This is a genomic window from Ancylobacter sp. VNQ12 (genome assembly GCF_049445835.1).
In the GTDB taxonomy this organism is placed as follows: Bacteria; Pseudomonadota; Alphaproteobacteria; order Rhizobiales; family Xanthobacteraceae; genus Ancylobacter.
Map to the genome: position 1 here is coordinate 25,300 of NZ_JBMSDU010000022.1, position 18,120 is coordinate 43,419.

Sequence of the window (18,120 nt, forward strand, 5' to 3'; positions counted from 1 at the left end):
CACGCCCTGCGCGGCGGACGGGATGCCCGCCCGCTCATGCCGCCTTCGTTCTCGGCAACACGGAGCTGTGGCGCGCGGACATCTGCGCGAGACGCCGCTGCGCCGGAGACTGCGGGGCGGTCGGCGTCCATGTGAGATAGGCCGAATTGTCCGCATCCTCCCAGGCCAGGGCGAAGTTCCCGGCGCTGTAGGAGAAGTTGCCGTCCCCGAACCAGATATTGGCGCAGCCGTTCGGAAACATCATGAAGCGCCACCGGCGCGGCTGCGTCCAGAACGGATCGCCCGCGTCGGGGTGGACGCCGAGTTCGGCGAATTCCAGCAGGTACATGGGCGCGTCCCCCGACGTGCCGACGCCGCTGCCGGCGTCGTTGAACAGGTACCCGTTCCATCCCTCGCCCGGCTTGGAATCGACGTCGGCCACCAGCTTCTCCAGCCGCCAGTAGATCATCGCGGTGCCGGTGATCGTCGTCGTCGCCTGGAACTCCAGAATGCCCGCCTGCGGGCCCGGCCGGACGATGCCGCCAATGGTGACCGCACTGGAGATGATGCCAGCGCCCTCAAGGGCGCCGCCGGGCATCGGGCTGTCGCCGATGGCGGCAATTGAAACCGTGCCCTCCGCCGTCCCATTGTTCAGGCACAGCGTCGCGCCCTGCGCGACATTCACCGGTCCGGCAATGCTACCGGTGACTTCCAGCCTGGCCGCCGAATGAATCTGCACGGTGCCGGAACCCGTCGCCGACGCGCCGGCGGCCACGAGCGTGCCGGCGTTCACGTTCACCTCGCCGGCAAGGCTGCTGCCATTGTCCGCCGACAAGGTGAGACGGCCGGGGCCGAAGGTGCTGAAGCCGCCACCGCCGCTCAAGGTGGCGCTGATCTCCAGGCCATCGGATGCTGCGGCGTAGATGATGGCCCCGGCGGCGCCGAAGGTCAGTGTATCGACGCCGATGCTGCCGGCGTTCATCACGATGCCCGCCACGTCGCCCGCCGCCTGACCGCCGACCAGCAGTTGCGCCCCGCCGCCGGACACCGTACCGCCATTCAGCTCCAGCGCCGCCAGCTGCGGCGCGCTGCCGCTATCGACGCTCTGGTCGTCAACCACCTCATAGACGGTGCTCGCGGTGACGCTGTTGATGCCGAGGTTACTGGAAAGCGTCGGCGACGCCGCCGTGAAGCCGTTAGTGACGTCGTAGGTCAGGAACTTGCCCGAGAGGTCGGTGTCGACGCCGAGGATGGCGGGGGACACAATGCCGTTCGCAACCACCGGCAGGTTGCCGTCCGTGCCTGTGACAAGCACCTTCTGGCTCGCTCCGAGCGCCGCTATCCCGCCGCCGGGAACGAGCGCGAGCGTGCCGTCATTGGTCAGGACGATGTTCGGCAACGCGCCACCGTCGCAACCGCCGATGGTGACGGAATAGTCGTTGGTGCCGTCCATCCGGAACGTGCCGCCGCCGGCATCGACCATGAAGCGTGCGAGATGGCCCGAGGCGATCAGGACGCTGACCGGATCGGATGTGTCCGGTGAGAGCGCCAGCGAACCGCCATTGCGCAACAGCACGGCCCACGAGCCGAACGGCGTGTCGGAGGTCTGCGTGCTCGCCAGCGTGCCGTTGCAGACCTCGTTGCGGCCCATCAGATGGTTGGAATTGGCGAGCAGCAGCGTCCCCTTGCCATATTTCACGAAGCCGCCATGGCCGGCGAGCGGCGCCAGCACCGTCAGGGTCGCCTCGTTGGTGTTGATGCTCTTGGGGCCGGCGATCTGCCAGGTCGCCGGCGCATAGCCAGGGGTCGTGGGAAGCGCGGAGGCCGCAATGGTCCAGCTCGCGGCGAGCCACAGGATGGCGAAATCGTCGCCGCTGCCGAGGATGTCGGTCATGACCTCGCTGTATTGCTGCGGGTCGACGAGGCCCTCCACCGTCCAGCCTGCCGGCACCAGCTGGAGGCCCACGGTCTGCGGGTTGCTCGACGGCTCGTTGGGCACGTTGAGGAACGACATCGGATAGGCGTTGTTGAGCGTGACCGTCCCGCTGGTCAGGTCCACCTTGAGCGGCGCAAGCGTATGGCCGCCGTCATTGCAGAGGGTGCAGCCGCAGCCGGGCTCGTCGTCTGTCGGCTTGTAGAACCAGCCGACCGAGAACACGGTGAGCGATATCCATTGCGGATCCTCGTCATAGTTCGGCGCCAGCTGGGTATCGAGCCACTCAAGATCGGGCACGCCCGTGCCGATATAGGTGTACTGGTCCATGCCGAGACCGCGGGCGGCGAAATAGTCGGCAAGGCCGGTCAGTTGACCGGTTCCCTGAGTGGGCGAGGTGCCGAGCATGCCGGCGATCAGCCGCTCGAACAGAATGCTCTCCCGGTCGTCCGGGCCGGCATAGCTGGCCGGCGCGAGCTGGGTGAAGCCGTTGCTGCCGAGATAATACAGTCCCATCACCACCGAGGTCGGTGCGCAGTAACTCTCGCCGTCGGCCGGGATGGCGCCACCCCAGGGGCCGAAATTGGTCTGAACGATCGACGGCGTGTTGGTGACGGGGTCCTTCCACATGCTCGGCTCCATGGATCCGCGGGAAATCTGTCCCGCTGATCCTATCGGTATTTGCGCTCCCGGTATTGCTTTCGGCTGGCGTCATGTGGGCGAGCGGTCCGGCAGCTCACGCCCCGCTGTCACGCCTGAAATCGGCAGGACCGGATCAACCCGTCCAGCCCGATACGGCCGCCGCCGAACACCATGAGGGCAAGCGCCATCGCCGCCCAGGGCAGGTGGAAATTGGCCCAGCCCTCGGGCACGGTCAGCTGGATGACGGCGGTCATCGCCAGCAGGCCGAGCGCGGCGAAGCGCGTGCCGAGACCGAGCACGAGGAAGATGGGCAGTACGATCTCGCCGATGCCGGCGGCCGTCGCCATGAGGGTCGGAAACGGATAGGCGATCTCGCTGCCGAAGATATGGAGCCGGAACTCCTCCTCGAACAGGAAATGCGCGCCGGCCGAGAGGGTCAGGAAGCCGTCCCATTTGGTCAGGCCCGACTGGAAGAACGGCACCGCCAGCGCAAAACGCAGCGCCAGCAGCGGCAGCGAGGGCGGGACCGACGCCAGCAGGGCGTTTGCGCGCTCGATCAGTGCCAGCAGGCCGTGGCCATTGCGCGCCGCGTGGATGGTGTCGGGGGTCATGGAACATCTCCCTGATGGAGGGCGGCGAACGCGCCCAGCGCGTGCAGGCCGACCAAGGCCGTGCCCACGTCGAAGGCGGGTGCGCAGGCCAGCGCGATCTGCGACGCCTCGCCCAGGGGCGCGCCGCCGAACAGCGCCCGCGCGAAGGCCGCATCCTGCGGCGGCAGGATATTGAGCTCCACCGTCATCACGGGGCGCACCACCAGTACGGCCTCTGCCCGCCACGTTTCGACCGGCACGACCTCATCGCCCTGATGCGCCGCCCAGATCGTCCCTACCGGATGCTCCGAACAGATGAGAGCGGCCGAGGGATGCGGCGGCAGTCGCAGGTGGACCAGGTCGTCCGGGACCCGTGCCGAGAGCGCCGGCAGGTCGAGCAAGGGGGCGTCCGCCGCGTGGTACGCCCGCGTCCAGGCGGCCTCAATCCGCGCGACATCGGCGAGGTAGGCCAGCGCAGCGGCAGGCGCGAATCCGGCGATGAAGTCGGGGAAGCTGTCGCCATAGGCGATGATCAGCGGGGAGGTCGGCTTGTTGTCCTGCGCGAAGGCCCGCGCCATGGCGGTGAAGAACTCCGTGCCGACCAGTTGCTCCGTGACGGGAAAGCGCTGCGCCAGCGCCCGCGTCAGCCCGACGAAGACATTGTTGCGATAGATCGCAAAACGGGAGGCGTCCGCCTCCCCGCGCGCCGTGGTGACGCCGGCCGGCAGCGGCTGCCCGGCATTGAGCAGCGCCTGCGCGAAAGCGTCCTGGCTTGCCGCGAAGTCCATGGTCAGGCCACCCGCGCCGGGCGGTTGCGCCGGGCGGCCTCGGCCGCGATCAGCGCATCGGCCCGCGTCGCCTCGGCAAGCAGCGTCAGGAAGTCCGGCACATCATTGTCCCATTCGATCAACGTGGGCACCGGCCCGGTACGCGCCAGCGTGTGCCGATAGAGTTCCATCACGTCGGTCTTCACCGGCGAGCCATGCGCGTCGATCAACAGGCGATCGCCAGCGCCGTCCACCGTCTCGTCATAGCCCGCGAGGTGGATCTCCCCCACCCGCTCGACAGGGAAGCGGTCGATATAGGCGGTGGCATCCACGCGATGATTGACGCTGGAGACCACGACATTGTTGACGTCGAGCAGCAGGCCGCAGCCGGTGCGCGCGGCAATGGCGTCGAGGAAATCGATCTCGTCGATGCTGCTTTCGCGGAACAGCACATAGGTCGACGGATTCTCCAGCAGCAGGCGCCGCCCGATCGCCTGCTGGGCCTCGTCGACATGGTCGATCACCCGCGCCAGCGTTTCCGGCGTATAGGGCAGCGGAAGCAGGTCGTTGAGGAAGCCGGTATCGTGCGTCGACCAGGCGAGATGCTCGGAAAAGCTCTGCGGCCGGTAGCGCTCCACGAGATCGCGCAGCCGGCGCAGATGCGCCCTGTCGAGCGGACGCGCTGCCCCGATGGAAAGGCCGACGCCGTGCAGCGACAGCGGGTAAAGGCCGGCAACCGCCTCCAGATAGCGATGCGGCGGGCCACCGGCGCCCATATAGTTCTCGGCATGCACCTCGAAGAAGCCGACATCGGGCCGGTGCTCCAGCACATGCTCGTAGTGCTCGGGCTTGAGGCCGAGCCCGGCACGGGGCGGCAAGGCATCGAGCCGATTGGAAGAAGGGGTCATCGTGAAGCTCCCGGAAGGCACGGGACGGGAAAGATGTGAGACGGTCGGTACGCAACGAAGGGGAGGCCGCAAACCGGCCTCCCCTTGTCGGCTCAGCTCTTGATCGGGGTCAGCGAGCCCATGTGCATGCCACCCTTCATGGTCACGCAGGTGCCCTTGGGAACCGCCTTCCAGGCGTTGCCCTGATAGTCCATGGTCGAGGTACCTGCGCACGTCGTGCCGGCACCGGCGGCGCAGTCGTTCTGGCCCTTCAGGGCGACGCCGTAGCATTTCTCGTTGCCCACCATCTTTTCCGGTGCGAGCGGGGCGGCGAAGGCGCTCCCGGCAAGGGCGGTGGCCAGCGAGCCGGCGAGCGCGAGAGCCAGAGTTGAACGGTTCATGGATCGTCTCCTGTGATCTTTGCCGCAGCCGCCATCGGCCGCGCATCGATCCATTCGAGCGAGCGACACCGCGTGTTACGCCGGCCTCCGACACGAAGTCGTGATGAGCCGGCGGGATGGCTTGGACAATATTCCGGGCGCCGCGTAACGAAGGGGTATCCGCCTGCGTAGTTGGGAGAGACACGCTTGAACGGCAGGAGCGAACGCGAACTTGCCGATCTGCTGCGGGCCGCGATCGCCGGCGACGAACGCGCCTATGCGCGGTTTCTCGAAGGCGTCTCGACTCATATTCGTGCCTATCTTCGCCGGAAGATCACGCATGGCGGGGTCGATGCGGAGGATGTCGTGCAGGAGACGCTGCTGGCGATTCATCTGAAGCGCCACACATGGATGCCCGACGCCGCGGTCATGCCCTGGGTCTACGCCATTGCACGCTTCAAGCTGATCGACGCCTTTCGCCGGCGCGGCCGCCGGGTGGAGATCGATGTCGACGACATCGCCGAGAGCTACGCGCAGCCGGAGGCCGAGACGGTGAGCGAGCGCGATATCGGGCGTGCGCTGGAAGGGCTCGCGCCCGGACAGCGTTCCGTCGTGGCGGCGATCTCGGTCGAGGGGCGCTCGGTCGAGGAAACGGCGCGACGGTTCGGCATGAACGAGGCGGCCGTGAGGGTCGCGCTGCACCGGGGTCTGGCCGCGATCGCGCGGCGATTTGGACGGGACTGAGATGAAAACCGACGACCTCATCAGGGCCATGGCCGCGGACACGAACCGCCGTTCGATTCCGCTCGATACGGCATGGCGGATGGCGGGAGTGCTGGCGGTTCTGATCGCCGGCGCTGTATTCCTCGTCACCCTCGGCCCCCGCCCCGATGCGCTCGCCTCGCTGGAGACCGCGCGCTTCGTGTTCAAATTCGTGGTGACGCTAGCGCTGGCGGCAAGCGCCTTCGCCTTGCTGCGTGCGCTGTCGCGTCCCGGCGGCAATGTCCGCTCGCTGACACCCTGGCTGCTCGCGGCCCCGCTCCTGCTGGCAATAGCCGTGAGCCTCGAACTGGTCGCCGTGCCGGCACAGGAATGGACGACGCGGCTGATCGGCACCAATAGCCGGGTCTGCCTGACCTTCATCCCGCTGATCGGCGCCGGCCCTCTGACGGTTTTCCTGTTCGCCTTGCGTCATGGCGCCCCGACCCGTCCCGCCCTGGCGGGAGCGGTGGCAGGGCTGCTGGCCGGCGGACTGGCGGCGGCCTTCTACGCCGCGCATTGCCCGGACGATTCACCGCTCTTCGTCGCGACCTGGTACAGCATCGCCATCCTCGGCCTCGCCGCCATCGGCGCCCTGCTCGCCCCGCGCGTCGCGCGCTGGTAGGCCGCTCCGGGCACCTGCGCGATCAGAGCCGCGCGCGGGTCGTGCGCGGGGTAGCGAGCAGCAGGCTCGTCTCCGAGGCGGTGATGCCCGGAATGAGGCGGATGCGCCGCAGCACGGCATCGAGATCGGTCAGGCTATCGGTGCCGAGCTCAACCACCAGGTCCCATTTGCCGTTGGTGGTGTGGACCGCCGAGATCTGCGGAAACCCGCCCAGAGTGTCGACGATGCGGTCCGCGGCGCGCCCCTCGACCTCGATCAGCATGATGCCGCGCACCGGCATGGCGATGGCGTCGGCGCGCAGGATCACGGTGTAGCCGAGAATGTCGCCAGAGCTTTCCAGCCGCTCCATGCGCCCACGTACCGTGGCCCGCGACAGACCAAGCTCGGCCGCGAGATCGGACACGCTGCGCCGCCCATTGTGGCGCAGCAAGGTGAGCAGCTTGCGGTCCTGATCGTCCATTGTGCCAATCTGTCGATTTTAATCGCCATATTGATAAATCTATCTGCTCGACTTGCCAATTATGGCTGTTCAATCTGCCAGTCACCAACGCTAGCTTCTCGGTATGGACATCGAGGAGACGCGCGTGAAGACCTGCATCTTGCTGGGAGCCCCGGTTCAGGACGGCGCCGGCCGCCTCGGCTGCGACATGGGTCCGAGCGCCTTTCGTGCCGCCGACATCGCCGGCGCGCTGCGCGAACTCGGCTATACGGTGCTCGACCGCGGCAACCTCACCCCCGCCGAAGCCCCCGCGCTCGACCACGCCAATCCGGCGATCAAGCGACTGCCGGAGGTCGTCGGCTGGACGCAGGTTCTGGCCGAAGCGGCTTATGAAGCCAGCGCCGAGGGGCTGCCGATCACGCTGGGCGGCGATCACAGCCTCGCGGCCGGCACGCTGTTCGGCCTCAGCCGCCGCGCCGCCGAGGCGGGACGTCCGCTCTTCGTGCTGTGGCTCGACGCGCATCCGGACTTCCACACGCTCGACACCACGCAGAGCGGCAATCTCCATGGCGTGCCCATGGCCTATGCCACCGGCCGCGCCGGCTTCGAAGGGGTGTTCCCGCCCCTGCCGCATCCGCTCGATCCGCGCCATGTCTGCATGATGGGCATACGCAGCGTCGATCCCGCCGAGCGCACGGCATTGGCGACGAGCGGGGTCACGGTGCACGACATGCGGGCGATCGACGAGCACGGCATCGCCGCGCTGCTCGGTGCCTTCCTGCGGCAGGTGGAGGCCGCCGACGGGCTGCTGCATGTCAGCCTCGACGTCGACTTTCTCGATCCGGACATCGCGCCCGGCGTCGGCACCACCGTGCCCGGCGGCGCGACCTTCCGCGAGGCGCATCTGGTGATGGAAATGCTGCACGACAGCGGGCTGGTCAGCAGCCTCGACCTGGTCGAGCTGAACCCCTTCCTCGACGAGCGCGGCCGTACCGCCCGCCTGATGGTCGATCTGGTCGCCAGCCTGATGGGCCGGCGCGTGCTCGACCGGCCGACCCGGAGCCACTGAGCATGATCGCGACGAAACACAGCGCCGGCGTCCGGCTCAATGTCGTGCCCTTCGTCAGCGTCGACAACATGATGAAGCTGGTGCTTGCCATCGGCATTGAGCGCTTCCTCGTCGAGCTCGCCGGTTTCATCGAGGCCGATTTCCGGCGATGGGAGCATTTCGACAAAACCCCGCGGGTCGCCTCCCATAGCCGCAATGGCGTGATCGAACTGATGCCGACCAGCGATGGGGCGCTCTACGGCTTCAAATATGTCAACGGCCACCCCAGCAACACGCGCGACGGCCGCCAGACCGTCACGGCCTTCGGCGTGCTCGCCGATGTCGCCACCGGCTATCCGCTGCTGCTGACCGAGATGACCATCCTCACCGCCTTACGCACCGCCGCGACCTCGGCGCTGGCCGCGCGCTATCTCGCACCGAAGGGCGCGCACACCATGGCGCTGATCGGCAATGGCGCGCAGGCGGAATTCCAGGCCGTGGCCTTCAAGGCGCTGCTCGGCGTCGACCATGTGAGGCTCTACGACATCGATGGCGCGGCCAGCGAGAAGTGCGCCCGCAACCTCGCCGGTTTCGGCCTCGACATCGAAATCTGCCCATCGAGCCAGCAGGCGGTGAGCGGTGCCTCGATCATCACCACCGTCACCGCCGACAAGCAGTACGCCACCATTCTCACCGACAACATGGTCGGACCGGGCGTGCACATCAACGCGGTGGGCGGCGACTGTCCCGGCAAGACCGAACTACATGCCGACGTGCTGCGCCGCTCGGACATCTTCGTCGAGTACCCGCCGCAGACCCGCATCGAAGGCGAAATCCAGCAACTTCCCGCCGATCATCCCGTCACCGAACTGTGGCAGGTCATCGCCGGCACCCTGCCGGGGCGGCGCGACGACCGGCAGATCACCCTGTTCGATTCCGTCGGCTTCGCCGTCGAGGATTTCTCGGCGCTGCGCTATGTGCGCGAGCGGCTGGCCGGCACCAGCTTCTTCGACGAACTCGACCTGCTCGCCGATCCCGACGAACCGCGCGACCTGTTCGGCATGCTGCTGCGGGCCAAGGCCGCCGCGTGAGCCCCGTCAGTTCGCCGCGGCCCTGGCGGGAAGCAGCCGGTCGTAAAGCGCGGACAGCCGGTCGCGGTAGCGCTCCTCGGAGAACAGCGCCGCCTGCGCCCGTCCACGCATGGAAAGCGCGGAGCGCAGATCGGCATCGGTCGACAATGTCTTGATGGCGTCGGCGATGGCGCGTGGATCATAGGGATCGACCAGCAGCGCCGCGTCCCCGGCCACTTCCGGGATCGAGGCGGTGTTCGCGCTGATCACCGGCGTGCCGAGCGACATCGCCTCCAGTACCGGCAGGCCGAACCCTTCATAGAGCGAGGGGAACACCAGCGCCTTGGCGCCGCGTATCAGGCTCACCAGCAGCGGGAACGGCGCGTAGTCGAAGCGCCGCACACGGTCGCGCACGAAGGTCAGGTTGTCGAGTTGTTCGAGGTAGCGGTTCGAGCCCTCATTGAGGAAGCGCAGTTCCTCGCCCGCCTTCCACGCCGTCTTGCCGAGCAGCACCAGCGGCTCCTCGACCTGCGAGGCGAGATAGCCCTCGATCAGACGGGAGATGTTCTTCTTCGGCTCGATCGCGCCGAAGAACAGGAAATAGCCCTTATAGGTCAGGCCGAAGGCGCCCTCGACCTCCTCGCGCACGAGGTCATCCGGCTTTTCCGCGTACTTCTTCGGTATGGAGACGGCCTGGTAGGTGTTCGTCACCTTGTCCTCGGGATAGCCGAACAGGTCGACGATGTCCCGCTTCGAGGTCTCTGAGACGGTGACGATGTGGTCGGCGCGCTTGAGCACACCCTGGATCATCCGCTTGTAGATCTTCTTGTTGTCCAGCGTGGTGTAGGGCAGGCGCAGCGGCACCAGGTCGTGCAGCGTATAGATGTTGGGCACGCCCGGCAGCCGGATCGGCAGCGGGTAGGTCCAGTGCATCAGGTCCGGCCTCGTCACGCCGCCGACGGTGAGGAAGTGCTTGTAGGCGCGGAAATGCCAGTAGCTGCGGGAGAACAGCTCCGGCGCATTCCAGATGCGGTCGTAATGCGGCATGCGCGACTGGAAGGCGCGGCGGATCACCTTGCCCGACATCGGCACGTCGCGTGCGCGGACGCCCATCGGCGAGGTGCATAGCTGCCCCAGCCGGCGGCTCAGCTCCAGCAGGAAGGACGGCGAGCCGGCGTTCGGATCGAAGAAGGCGATCTCCCGCAGCAGCGGGTCCGCGCTCGGCGCGGCACGGGTGCCGTAGAGGATCTCCGTCCGATAACCCAGCTCGCCGCAGGCAAAGCTCAGATTGCGGGCATAGGTGGCAACGCCCGTGCCGGCCTCCAGCGCGAGGTTGTAGCCGTCGATCATCACGGTTCCACGGCGCGGCGGCCGCGACACCATCGACGATGCCGGCGCGCCCGCGCCGCTCTCGTCACCCCGCAACAGCATGGGCCTCCGCAACCCTGGTCCGCGCCGGCACCGGCGCCCCACCGCCATGCGCATAGGGGATGTCGCGGATGAGCTTGTGGTCGAACACGGTGCCACCCTTCGGCGCGGTGATCGGCGCGACATCGATCGGGAACGCGTCGATCAGCGGATCGATGTCGAACTCGACCGGTTGCCACGCCGTGTCGATCGACCACATCAGATGTTCCCAGTCGGTGCGCTTGTTGCGGCGCTGCACATAGACCGGGATCTTCGGAATGCCGAGGCCGAGATAGAGATCGGTGATGCGCAAGTCGTAGCCGTCATCGGGGTCCATCACGCGGCCGATCAGCCCTTCCGGCGCGCCGCGCGGCGAGAAGTACAGGCAGGGGATGCCGTAGCTCTCGGCGAAGACCATGCCGTGCAGGCTGGTGGAAACCAGCCGCTTGCAGGAGAGGATCTCGTCGAGCTTCTCGCGCATCGATTCCGCGCTGATCGCCGTCAGCGTATTGATGATGCGGACACTGCCCGCGAACTCCGCCGGGATGTGGTAGCGCTCATAAGCCTCGCGCGGCAGGGCGTCGAGCGAACGGCCGTCGAGATCGGAGAGATGGACGATGACGCCGATCTCCCACTTCTTCTCCAGCTTCGGATTGTAGAAGCGCGGCAGCGCCCAGACCGGGTCGCCGAACACCGGCGCACCGACCGCGTTCTCCTCGCCGAGCAGGGCGCGGCTGACGGGACCGCGCGTCGCATGCACCCGGTAGCGCGTCGCCGGATCGGGAAGGAACGGTATACGCTCACCCTCCTGCCCGGTGTTGATGTAGCGGGACGAGCCGGTGCCCCACACCGAGACGTCGCCGCCCTTCAGGTTCTGGGCGATGGTGCCGACCGCCGCCATGCGCACACTGCCGCCGTCATGCGCCTGATGGAAGATCGGTTTGCCGGACAGCAGGGCGACCATGACCGGGCTGAGGGCGTCGCCGAGGTTGAGATAATGCTGGACCCGCGTGGCGGCCGCCCAGGTGAGCGGGACGGCGCCCCTGTCGCGGACGATCTGGCGCAAAGTGGCTTCGGTCACGTCGCTTATCCTTCTGGCTGGGTTCAGGAAACGGCGGCGGGCGCCACGGCCTCGACGCGGTTGTACACATCGTCGAGACGGACGATGTCGTCCTCGCCGAGATAGGAGCCGACCTGAACCTCGATGAGTTCGAGCGGGATGCGGCCGGGATTGGTGAGGCGGTGAACGGCGCCGAGCGGGATGTAGGTCGACTCGTTCTCCTGAACCATGAACACCTTCTCGTTCACCGTGACCTCGGCCGTGCCGTGCACGACGATCCAGTGCTCCGAGCGGTGGTGGTGACGTTGCAGCGACAGGCGCTCGCCGGGATCGACGATGATCTTCTTCACCCGGAAGCGGCCGCCGAGATTGATGGTCTCGTAGCTGCCCCAGGGGCGGTGCATGCGGGGGTGCTCATTGGCCTCGTTGCGCCGCTCCGCCTTGAGCGAGGCGACGAGGTGCTTGACCTCCTCGGAGCGCTCGGACGGCATGATGAGCACCGCATCGCCGGTCGCCACCACCGACAGCCCCTCCACGCCGATCGCCGCCACCAGCGGCCCCTCGGAATGGATGTAGGAATTGGCGGCGTCGATCACCCGCACCGGGCCGCGCTGCACATTGCCGTTCTCGTCCGGCGCGCTGATCTCGCGCATGGCGTTCCAGCTGCCAACATCCGACCAGGGGAAATTGCCCTCGACCACCGCGGCGCGGCTGGTACGCTCCAGCACGGCGTAGTCGATGGACAGGCTGGGCGCGGCATGGAAATCCGCCCCCAGCCGGCAGAATCCGAGATCGCTGGTGGAATTGGCGACCGCGCCGCGCACCGCCTCGACGATCTCGGGCTCGAAGCTCTCCGCCTCCTCCAGCATCACATGCGCAGGGAAGAGGAAATTGCCGGAATTCCAGAGATAGCCGGCCTCGACATAGTCCTGCGCCGTCGTCGCGGTCGGCTTTTCGGCGAACGCCTCCACTTGTGCGGCGGCGCCCCCGTTCAGCACCGCACCGCGGCGGATATAGCCGTAGGAGGTGCGCGGCTCGGTCGGGGTGATGCCGAACGTCACGATATGGCCGAGCCGGGCGGCGGCGAGCGCCTTGCGGCACGCTTCGTGGAACAGGGGGACGTCGCCGATGACGTGGTCGGCGGCGAGGACGAGCAGCGTCGCCTCCTCGCCGTGCAGCTGCTGGGCGAGCAGCGTGGCGGCGAGCAGCGCGGGCGCTGAATCCCGGCGCACCGGTTCGAGCATGACGGTCGGCTCCACGCCGACCTCCCGCGCCTGGCGCTGGGCGAAGAAGCGGAATTCGTCATTGGTGACGATGATCGGCGCGGCGAACAGATCGCCCTGCGCGACGCGCAGTAGCGTGTCCTGATAGAGCGTGCCACCCGACGTCGAGAGCGGCAGGAACTGCTTCGGCAACGAGTCGCGCGAGATCGGCCAGAGGCGGGTGCCGGAGCCGCCCGCGAGAATGACAGGGACGATTTTGGAGTCGGCCATTGGTTGTTCTCCTCACGATCAACGTTGATCCATGGTAATAAAATACGGACCATGCCGGATACTTCGCAGTTGCGAAATGTATACATAGGACAGAATACGTCAATATAAAGTTATGATGTAAGTATTAGTTCAAAATTAATAACATAAAATCAAACTATAAATTATCTATACTTATAGATATGGCAAAAATACGAACCCATCCTCCATACTATACGGAGAGGCCGCACTCCTCGGCCGCCGGGCCGGTGACGGGCTCGGGGCACGTTCTTTGAACGCCGCCGATGTGCACGCCGAAGAACAGGCGCATCACCCCTTCCCGCAGAAACGCGGGCACGCAGCGTCCGAGGCCGATCAGCAGCACCAGCGGCAAGGGAAAGGCGATGCTGCGCGCACCGCGATCCGCCGCGGCGGCAATGGCGGCGGCGGCGCGTGCGGCAGTCCACTGAAAGGGGCGCCAGCCGCTATATTCATGCCCCATTCCGGTGGCGATGAAGCCGGGTATGGCGAGGGTCAGGTGGACACCGCGCGCCGCCAGCACCGGGCGCAACGCCTCGCCGAAGGCGATGAGGGCAGCCTTGGTGGCGCTGTATGTCGGCTGGTCGGGCAGCGGCATGCGGCCGGCGAGCGACGAGACGAGAACGATCCGCCCCGTCCCCCGCGCGCGCATCGAATCGAGCAGCGGCAGCACGGTTGCCACCGCGCCCTCGAAATTGGTGCGGATCTGGGCAAGCACGTCGTGCAGCGGCTCCGCCTCTCCCACGCGGCCGAGACTGGCCTCGACCCCGGCATTTGCAACGACCGTGTCGATCGGCGCGCGGGCATCGACCTCCGCGATGAGGCTGGCGAGGGCGAGACTGTCGCGCACATCGACCATCGCGGTCGCCACATGCGCGCCGCCCGCGCGGCACTCATCGGCCACGGCATCGAGCCGCTCCGCGTTGCGGGCAATCAGCAGCAGCGAGACGCCCGGCCGCGCATAGTGGCGGGCCAGCGCCGCTCCCAGCCCGCTGGAGGCGCCGGTGATGAGGATGTGCCGCGCGGTGATGCCGGTCATGTCGGTTGGGCCGCCATGCGGGCGAGCAGGCTCTCGACGGCCCGCTCGATGGTGGCCGGCGCGAAGAAGCCGCCGGATACCTGCGTGCGCGCCAGCACGAGGCGCCGATAGGCCCGCACGAGCGCCGCATCCGGCGGCGCAGCCTCGCGCCAGAAAGCGTCGAGCGCGCCCTGATGCGCCAGCCCCGGCATGTCATAGGTGGCGCGGCCCAGCACCTTCAGCGGCCGTCCCTGCTGCAGGGCCGGCAGGGCCGTGGTCGAGTTCACCAGCACCACGCCGGCACTCGCCGCCACCAGCGCCTCGATATCGCCGCGCTCGATGAAGACGACGCGCCCGCCGATGCCATGCTCCGCGGCCAGACGCGCCACCATCCCGCGCGTTGCCGGCAGGCTCGTATCGTAGGGATGCCGCTTGACCACGAGGCGCGCGTCGCGCGGTGCCGCCCGTGCGAAGGAGGCCAGCACGTGGCGCACCACCTCCTCCACCGAGCGGAAGCTCGAATGCACCCGCATCTGGTAGTCGCCTTCGAGTTGCAGCGGCAGCAGGAAACAGGGTGCTCCGTCACCGAGCCTGGCCTTGGCGATCCGGTCGCGCCGCGCCGCGCCGGCCATGGTCAACCAGCGTGCGAGCCAGCCGGCATAGTCGCGCGCCGGATGCACCAGCGTGTGGCGCCGATAGCGCGGAAACAGCGGCGCCAGCGCCGTGTGGCCGACGTGCCAGACGACATCCCACAGTGCGCGACGGGCAAAAGGCTCGGCGAGCCGCCCCCTCCCCTCCACCGGCTCGCCAATTTTCGATGCGGCTTCCAGCACGGCCTCCGGCGTGCGCGGCAGGTCGGAATGGTCGTTCACGCCGTGCGCCTCGCAGGTGATCCAGCCGGGCCGCACATAGCCTTCCTCAAGCAGATGCAGCCGCAGGCCGCGCGCGCGGCCCGCCTTCACCGCCGGCGCGTGATAGGGCCGGCAGTCGCCGAACAGCACCAGATCGCTTACCGCTTCCTCGATCATGAGCCGCTCCACATAGGCCGGCCACGCCTCGGGCCTGCCGCGATAGAGGCGCGCGCGGCCGGACCAGAAGACGAGGTCGCCACCGCACAGATGCACTTTCACGATGCGCGCCCCGCGCGCCTTCAGCGCCTGCGCGAGACGTATCCCGAAGGGCGAGGCCGGCCCCTGCAGGAACAGGAAGCAGCGACCGGCGAACGCTTCCGCCGCGACCGTCGCCCCGACGGCAGTGGGACCCTCCATTCGCGGTGCCGGCAATGCCGAACGTGCCGCCGCGAAGCCGGGACCCGGACACCCGGCGGGGTGAGCCGCCGCCCCGGTCAATAGTCGATCCGATCGACGATCTCGGCCGGCAGCGGCCAGTTTGCCTGCTCCGGCGACACCGCCAGCGGCAGCGGGAAGGAACGGATCAAAGGCCGGTCGTCATAGCTCAGCGGCCGCCACTTGCCGTGGACCCAGGACAATACCGCCCCCCAGTCGGTGGGCTGCGAACGGTCGAGGCAGTAGGAAGACAGGGTGGTGCGCCCAACACCCGAATAGAAATCGCGCATGCGATGATCGATCTGGTGCTGCGGGTTGCCGAGATCGAGCATGCGCCCCTCGCCATCGCCATAGGTGGCGAACCACGCGCAGGGGATGCCGTAGGTCTCGGAGATGACGAGACCGTGCAGACTGGTGGAGACGATGGCGCGGCAGGAGACGATCTCCGCCACCTTCGCCTTCATGCCCTCCGGTGTCGGCGCGCAATGGGTATTGATGAGCCGGATGCGGCCCTTGAAATCGTCGGGAATGCCGTAGCGCCGGAGCGTGGGCTTCACGCCCGCCTCCGGCGTGCGGTCCTCCAGCTCGGTGATGTGGAGGATGACGCCGAGGTCGTGCGTCTTCTCCACCTCCTTCATCGGCCAGAAGCGCGGCAGCATCCACACGGGATCGCCGAAGATGTCGGGCACCTCCATGCCGGCGGCACGCAGCGTGCGGGCGCTGTTCGGCCCGCGCAGCGCATGGATGTGAAACTCGGTATCGGCCGGGCGCACATAGCCCCGCACCAGCGGATCGACCGGATTGCGCTCGGCATCAACCCCGGTGCCCCAGAAATGCAGGATGCCGTTGCGCTGGTTGTGGCCGATCGTGCCGACCGCCACCATCCGCTCGATCGGCTGGTCGAATCCGGCGCGCCGCACGGTGACGCCCGCCATGCCCGCCACCACGAGCGCGCTCAGCGTATCGCCGAGATTGGCGTGCGGGCTCTCCCGCGTCGTCGCGGCCCAGGAGAGCGGAATGGAGATCCGCTCGGCATTCATCCGCAACAGCGTGGCGAGACCGGGCGTCATCGCGGTAGGCGGCGCCTTCTCAGGGCTGACGACCTTCGCCATCGTCGACGAGGCCATGCCGGAAACCATGCCGGCACCGCCCGCCGCCTTCGGCTGGGGTTCGGGTTTACGTGCCTCGGGCGGCTTCGCGACGACGGATTCGGCGCTGTCGGTTTCGCGGTCCTGCTGGCGCAGCAGCGCCACGTCATGCTGCAGGACCAGCCCCTTTATGACGGGGTGATCCCAGATGCTCTTGCCGGTGGGCGCCTTGAGTGGCGACGGCGTGAACGGGAACGCCTCGATCAGCCGCTCAGCATCGAATTCGGCCGGCTCCCAGGCACGGTCCACCGCGTCCATCAGCGCCTGCCAGTCGGTGGGCAGGCCGCGATCCTGGAAATAGGCGGGGATATGGCGCCGGCCGAGCCCGAGATAGAGATCGACGATCCGCAGATCCGCCGGCCCGTCCGGGTCCAGCGCCAGCCGGCCGAGCCCGCGCGGCTCGGCGAGCGGGGGGAAATACAGGCAGGGAATGCCATAGGCCTCGGCGATGATCAGACCGTGCATGCTCATCGAAACGATGCGTTCGCAGGCGAGAATCTCGTCGAGCTTGGCCTTCAGGGCCGGCACGCCGAGCGACGTCACCGTGGTGATCAGGTGGACGTCGTCCTTGAGCGCCTCGGGAATGCGGTAGCGCGCGAAGGCCGGCAGGGGCCGCGCCTCATAGGAGCGGTCGGCGAGCTCGGAAAGGTGGAGGATCACGCCGAGCTTCCACTTCTTGCGGATGCGCGGGCGATAGAAGCGCGGCAGCAGCCAGGCCGGGTCGCCATAAAGCCCCGGCCGCGGGCCGCCATTGGCCATCAGCCGCTCGGCCACCGGGCCGCTGGTCGCATGCAGCACGATGGCGCCGTGGCCCGGCGGGGCGAAGGCGACCCGCCGGTCGGCCGGCGCCGAGGGATTCTTCCAGGGCGAGCAGCCCGTCCCCCACACATGCACCTGGCCACCCTCGAAAGTGTGGCCGATCGCGCCGATCGCCGCCATTCGCGTCGACTGGGACTTCGCCGGCACGCGCCGCACCGGCAGGCCGCCGACCATGGCGGTCATGACCGGGCTGAGCGCGTCCTCGAGGTTCAGATAGTCCATCAGAGTGGTCGAGCCAGCCCAACCGAGCCGCACTTCGCCCTCGGTCCGAACGATTGCTTCGAGCGGTGTTTTCATTAGCCCTCACGCGCTTCAAGCACATTCGAAATATCCATGATCACGTATCGGTCCCATGGATCCATCATCGCAATAGAATTGTCCGATTTACTCCCCGTGTCTACTCCGATTGAAATATCCGCCGAAATGGAACCGCACGACACTGAGCGCGTTGTATCGGCCCACCGACGGCAAAACGGCCGCGTTCGCAGGCGTTCGGCGAGCGTCCCCACCAACGGCCCGGTGGCATACCACGGCTGATTGCAACGCACCCAATCCGCTACCGCGACGCAGCAGAATACGTGATCACATTTTCCGATCCTGTCGGGAAGATCGCTGTATCCGATCGGTAAATTGACACCATTACGGTCATCTTCACGTTATCGCCGCATTCTGGTGAGTCTAATTCAGCATGACCATTAGCAATCGCTTCAATGAAACTCGCCGTAGATTCATTCAAAAATGCCTCTATTCGCAAT

The 18,120-nt window shown here is 67.3% G+C and carries 16 protein-coding genes; 4 read left to right on the forward strand and 12 right to left on the reverse strand.

Annotated elements, in window-relative coordinates; genetic code table 11:
* Positions 1 to 34: 34 nt before the first annotated feature.
* The 5 genes from ACO2RV_RS21390 to ACO2RV_RS21410 all read right to left on the reverse strand — a co-directional run bounded on the left by ACO2RV_RS21390 (position 35) and on the right by ACO2RV_RS21410 (position 5,199).
* A complete protein-coding gene (locus ACO2RV_RS21390) occupies positions 35 to 2,542 on the reverse strand; it encodes a hypothetical protein (RefSeq protein ID WP_423296265.1) in 2,508 nt (835 codons plus the stop codon).
* Positions 2,543 to 2,661: 119 nt separating this feature from the next.
* A complete protein-coding gene (locus tag ACO2RV_RS21395; RefSeq protein ID WP_423296266.1) occupies positions 2,662 to 3,165 on the reverse strand; it encodes a DoxX family protein in 504 nt (167 codons plus the stop codon).
* On the reverse strand, positions 3,162 to 3,932 hold the full coding sequence (locus ACO2RV_RS21400) for a putative DNA-binding domain-containing protein (protein ID WP_423296267.1): 771 nt from the start codon (positions 3,930 to 3,932) through the stop codon (positions 3,162 to 3,164). Before ACO2RV_RS21400 ends, ACO2RV_RS21395 begins: the two co-directional genes overlap by 4 nt.
* Before the next feature lie 2 nt (positions 3,933 to 3,934).
* Positions 3,935 to 4,819 carry a DUF692 domain-containing protein gene (locus tag ACO2RV_RS21405; RefSeq protein WP_423296268.1) on the reverse strand — a complete coding sequence of 295 codons (885 nt, stop codon included), beginning with the start codon at positions 4,817 to 4,819 and terminating at the stop codon, positions 3,935 to 3,937.
* A gap of 92 nt (positions 4,820 to 4,911) precedes the next feature.
* Positions 4,912 to 5,199 (reverse strand): DUF2282 domain-containing protein, encoded by a 288-nt coding sequence (locus ACO2RV_RS21410; protein ID WP_423296269.1) that lies wholly within the window; start codon positions 5,197 to 5,199, stop codon positions 4,912 to 4,914.
* Positions 5,200 to 5,385: 186 nt separating this feature from the next.
* On the opposite strand from ACO2RV_RS21410, the gene ACO2RV_RS21415 reads away from it, so the two are divergent.
* Positions 5,386 to 5,922, forward strand: coding sequence for a sigma-70 family RNA polymerase sigma factor (locus tag ACO2RV_RS21415; protein ID WP_423296270.1), 537 nt, complete (start codon positions 5,386 to 5,388; stop codon positions 5,920 to 5,922).
* Between the two features lies 1 nt (position 5,923).
* Positions 5,924 to 6,562 carry an NrsF family protein gene (locus tag ACO2RV_RS21420; RefSeq protein WP_423296271.1) on the forward strand — a complete coding sequence of 213 codons (639 nt, stop codon included), beginning with the start codon at positions 5,924 to 5,926 and terminating at the stop codon, positions 6,560 to 6,562.
* A 22-nt stretch (positions 6,563 to 6,584) separates the two neighbouring features.
* On the opposite strand, the gene ACO2RV_RS21425 is transcribed toward ACO2RV_RS21420, so the two are convergent.
* Positions 6,585 to 7,022, reverse strand: coding sequence for an Lrp/AsnC family transcriptional regulator (locus ACO2RV_RS21425; RefSeq protein WP_423296272.1), 438 nt, complete (start codon positions 7,020 to 7,022; stop codon positions 6,585 to 6,587).
* Between the two features lie 124 nt (positions 7,023 to 7,146).
* Here ACO2RV_RS21425 and rocF point away from each other — a divergent pair, with 124 nt between their 5' ends.
* Positions 7,147 to 8,070 (forward strand): arginase, encoded by a 924-nt coding sequence (gene rocF / locus ACO2RV_RS21430; protein ID WP_423296273.1) that lies wholly within the window; start codon positions 7,147 to 7,149, stop codon positions 8,068 to 8,070.
* Positions 8,071 to 8,072: 2 nt separating this feature from the next.
* Positions 8,073 to 9,140 (forward strand): ornithine cyclodeaminase, encoded by a 1,068-nt coding sequence (locus ACO2RV_RS21435; RefSeq protein ID WP_423296274.1) that lies wholly within the window; start codon positions 8,073 to 8,075, stop codon positions 9,138 to 9,140.
* A 6-nt stretch (positions 9,141 to 9,146) separates the two neighbouring features.
* Here the strand turns inward: ACO2RV_RS21435 and ACO2RV_RS21440 are convergent, their stop codons facing one another.
* The 6 genes from ACO2RV_RS21440 to ACO2RV_RS21465 form a co-directional block, all read right to left on the reverse strand.
* Positions 9,147 to 10,550 carry a glycosyltransferase family 4 protein gene (locus ACO2RV_RS21440; RefSeq protein WP_423296275.1) on the reverse strand — a complete coding sequence of 468 codons (1,404 nt, stop codon included), beginning with the start codon at positions 10,548 to 10,550 and terminating at the stop codon, positions 9,147 to 9,149.
* The gene (locus ACO2RV_RS21445; protein ID WP_423296276.1) at positions 10,534 to 11,607 is read right to left on the reverse strand and encodes a polysaccharide pyruvyl transferase family protein; all 1,074 of its coding nucleotides are present in this window, start codon (positions 11,605 to 11,607) and stop codon (positions 10,534 to 10,536) included. Before ACO2RV_RS21445 ends, ACO2RV_RS21440 begins: the two co-directional genes overlap by 17 nt.
* Positions 11,608 to 11,630: 23 nt before the next feature.
* Positions 11,631 to 13,079 carry a mannose-1-phosphate guanylyltransferase/mannose-6-phosphate isomerase gene (locus tag ACO2RV_RS21450; protein WP_423296277.1) on the reverse strand — a complete coding sequence of 483 codons (1,449 nt, stop codon included), beginning with the start codon at positions 13,077 to 13,079 and terminating at the stop codon, positions 11,631 to 11,633.
* A 208-nt stretch (positions 13,080 to 13,287) separates the two neighbouring features.
* Positions 13,288 to 14,133, reverse strand: coding sequence for an SDR family NAD(P)-dependent oxidoreductase (locus tag ACO2RV_RS21455; protein WP_423296278.1), 846 nt, complete (start codon positions 14,131 to 14,133; stop codon positions 13,288 to 13,290).
* Complete coding sequence (locus ACO2RV_RS21460) at positions 14,130 to 15,380, reverse strand: capsule biosynthesis protein (protein ID WP_423296279.1); 1,251 nt, start codon at positions 15,378 to 15,380, stop codon at positions 14,130 to 14,132. The genes ACO2RV_RS21455 and ACO2RV_RS21460 overlap by 4 nt, the downstream gene beginning before the upstream one ends.
* A 77-nt stretch (positions 15,381 to 15,457) precedes the next feature.
* Positions 15,458 to 17,662: a polysaccharide pyruvyl transferase family protein gene (locus ACO2RV_RS21465; RefSeq protein WP_423296280.1), complete on the reverse strand. Its 2,205-nt coding sequence runs from the start codon at positions 17,660 to 17,662 to the stop codon at positions 15,458 to 15,460.
* Between the last annotated feature and the right edge of the window lie 458 nt (positions 17,663 to 18,120).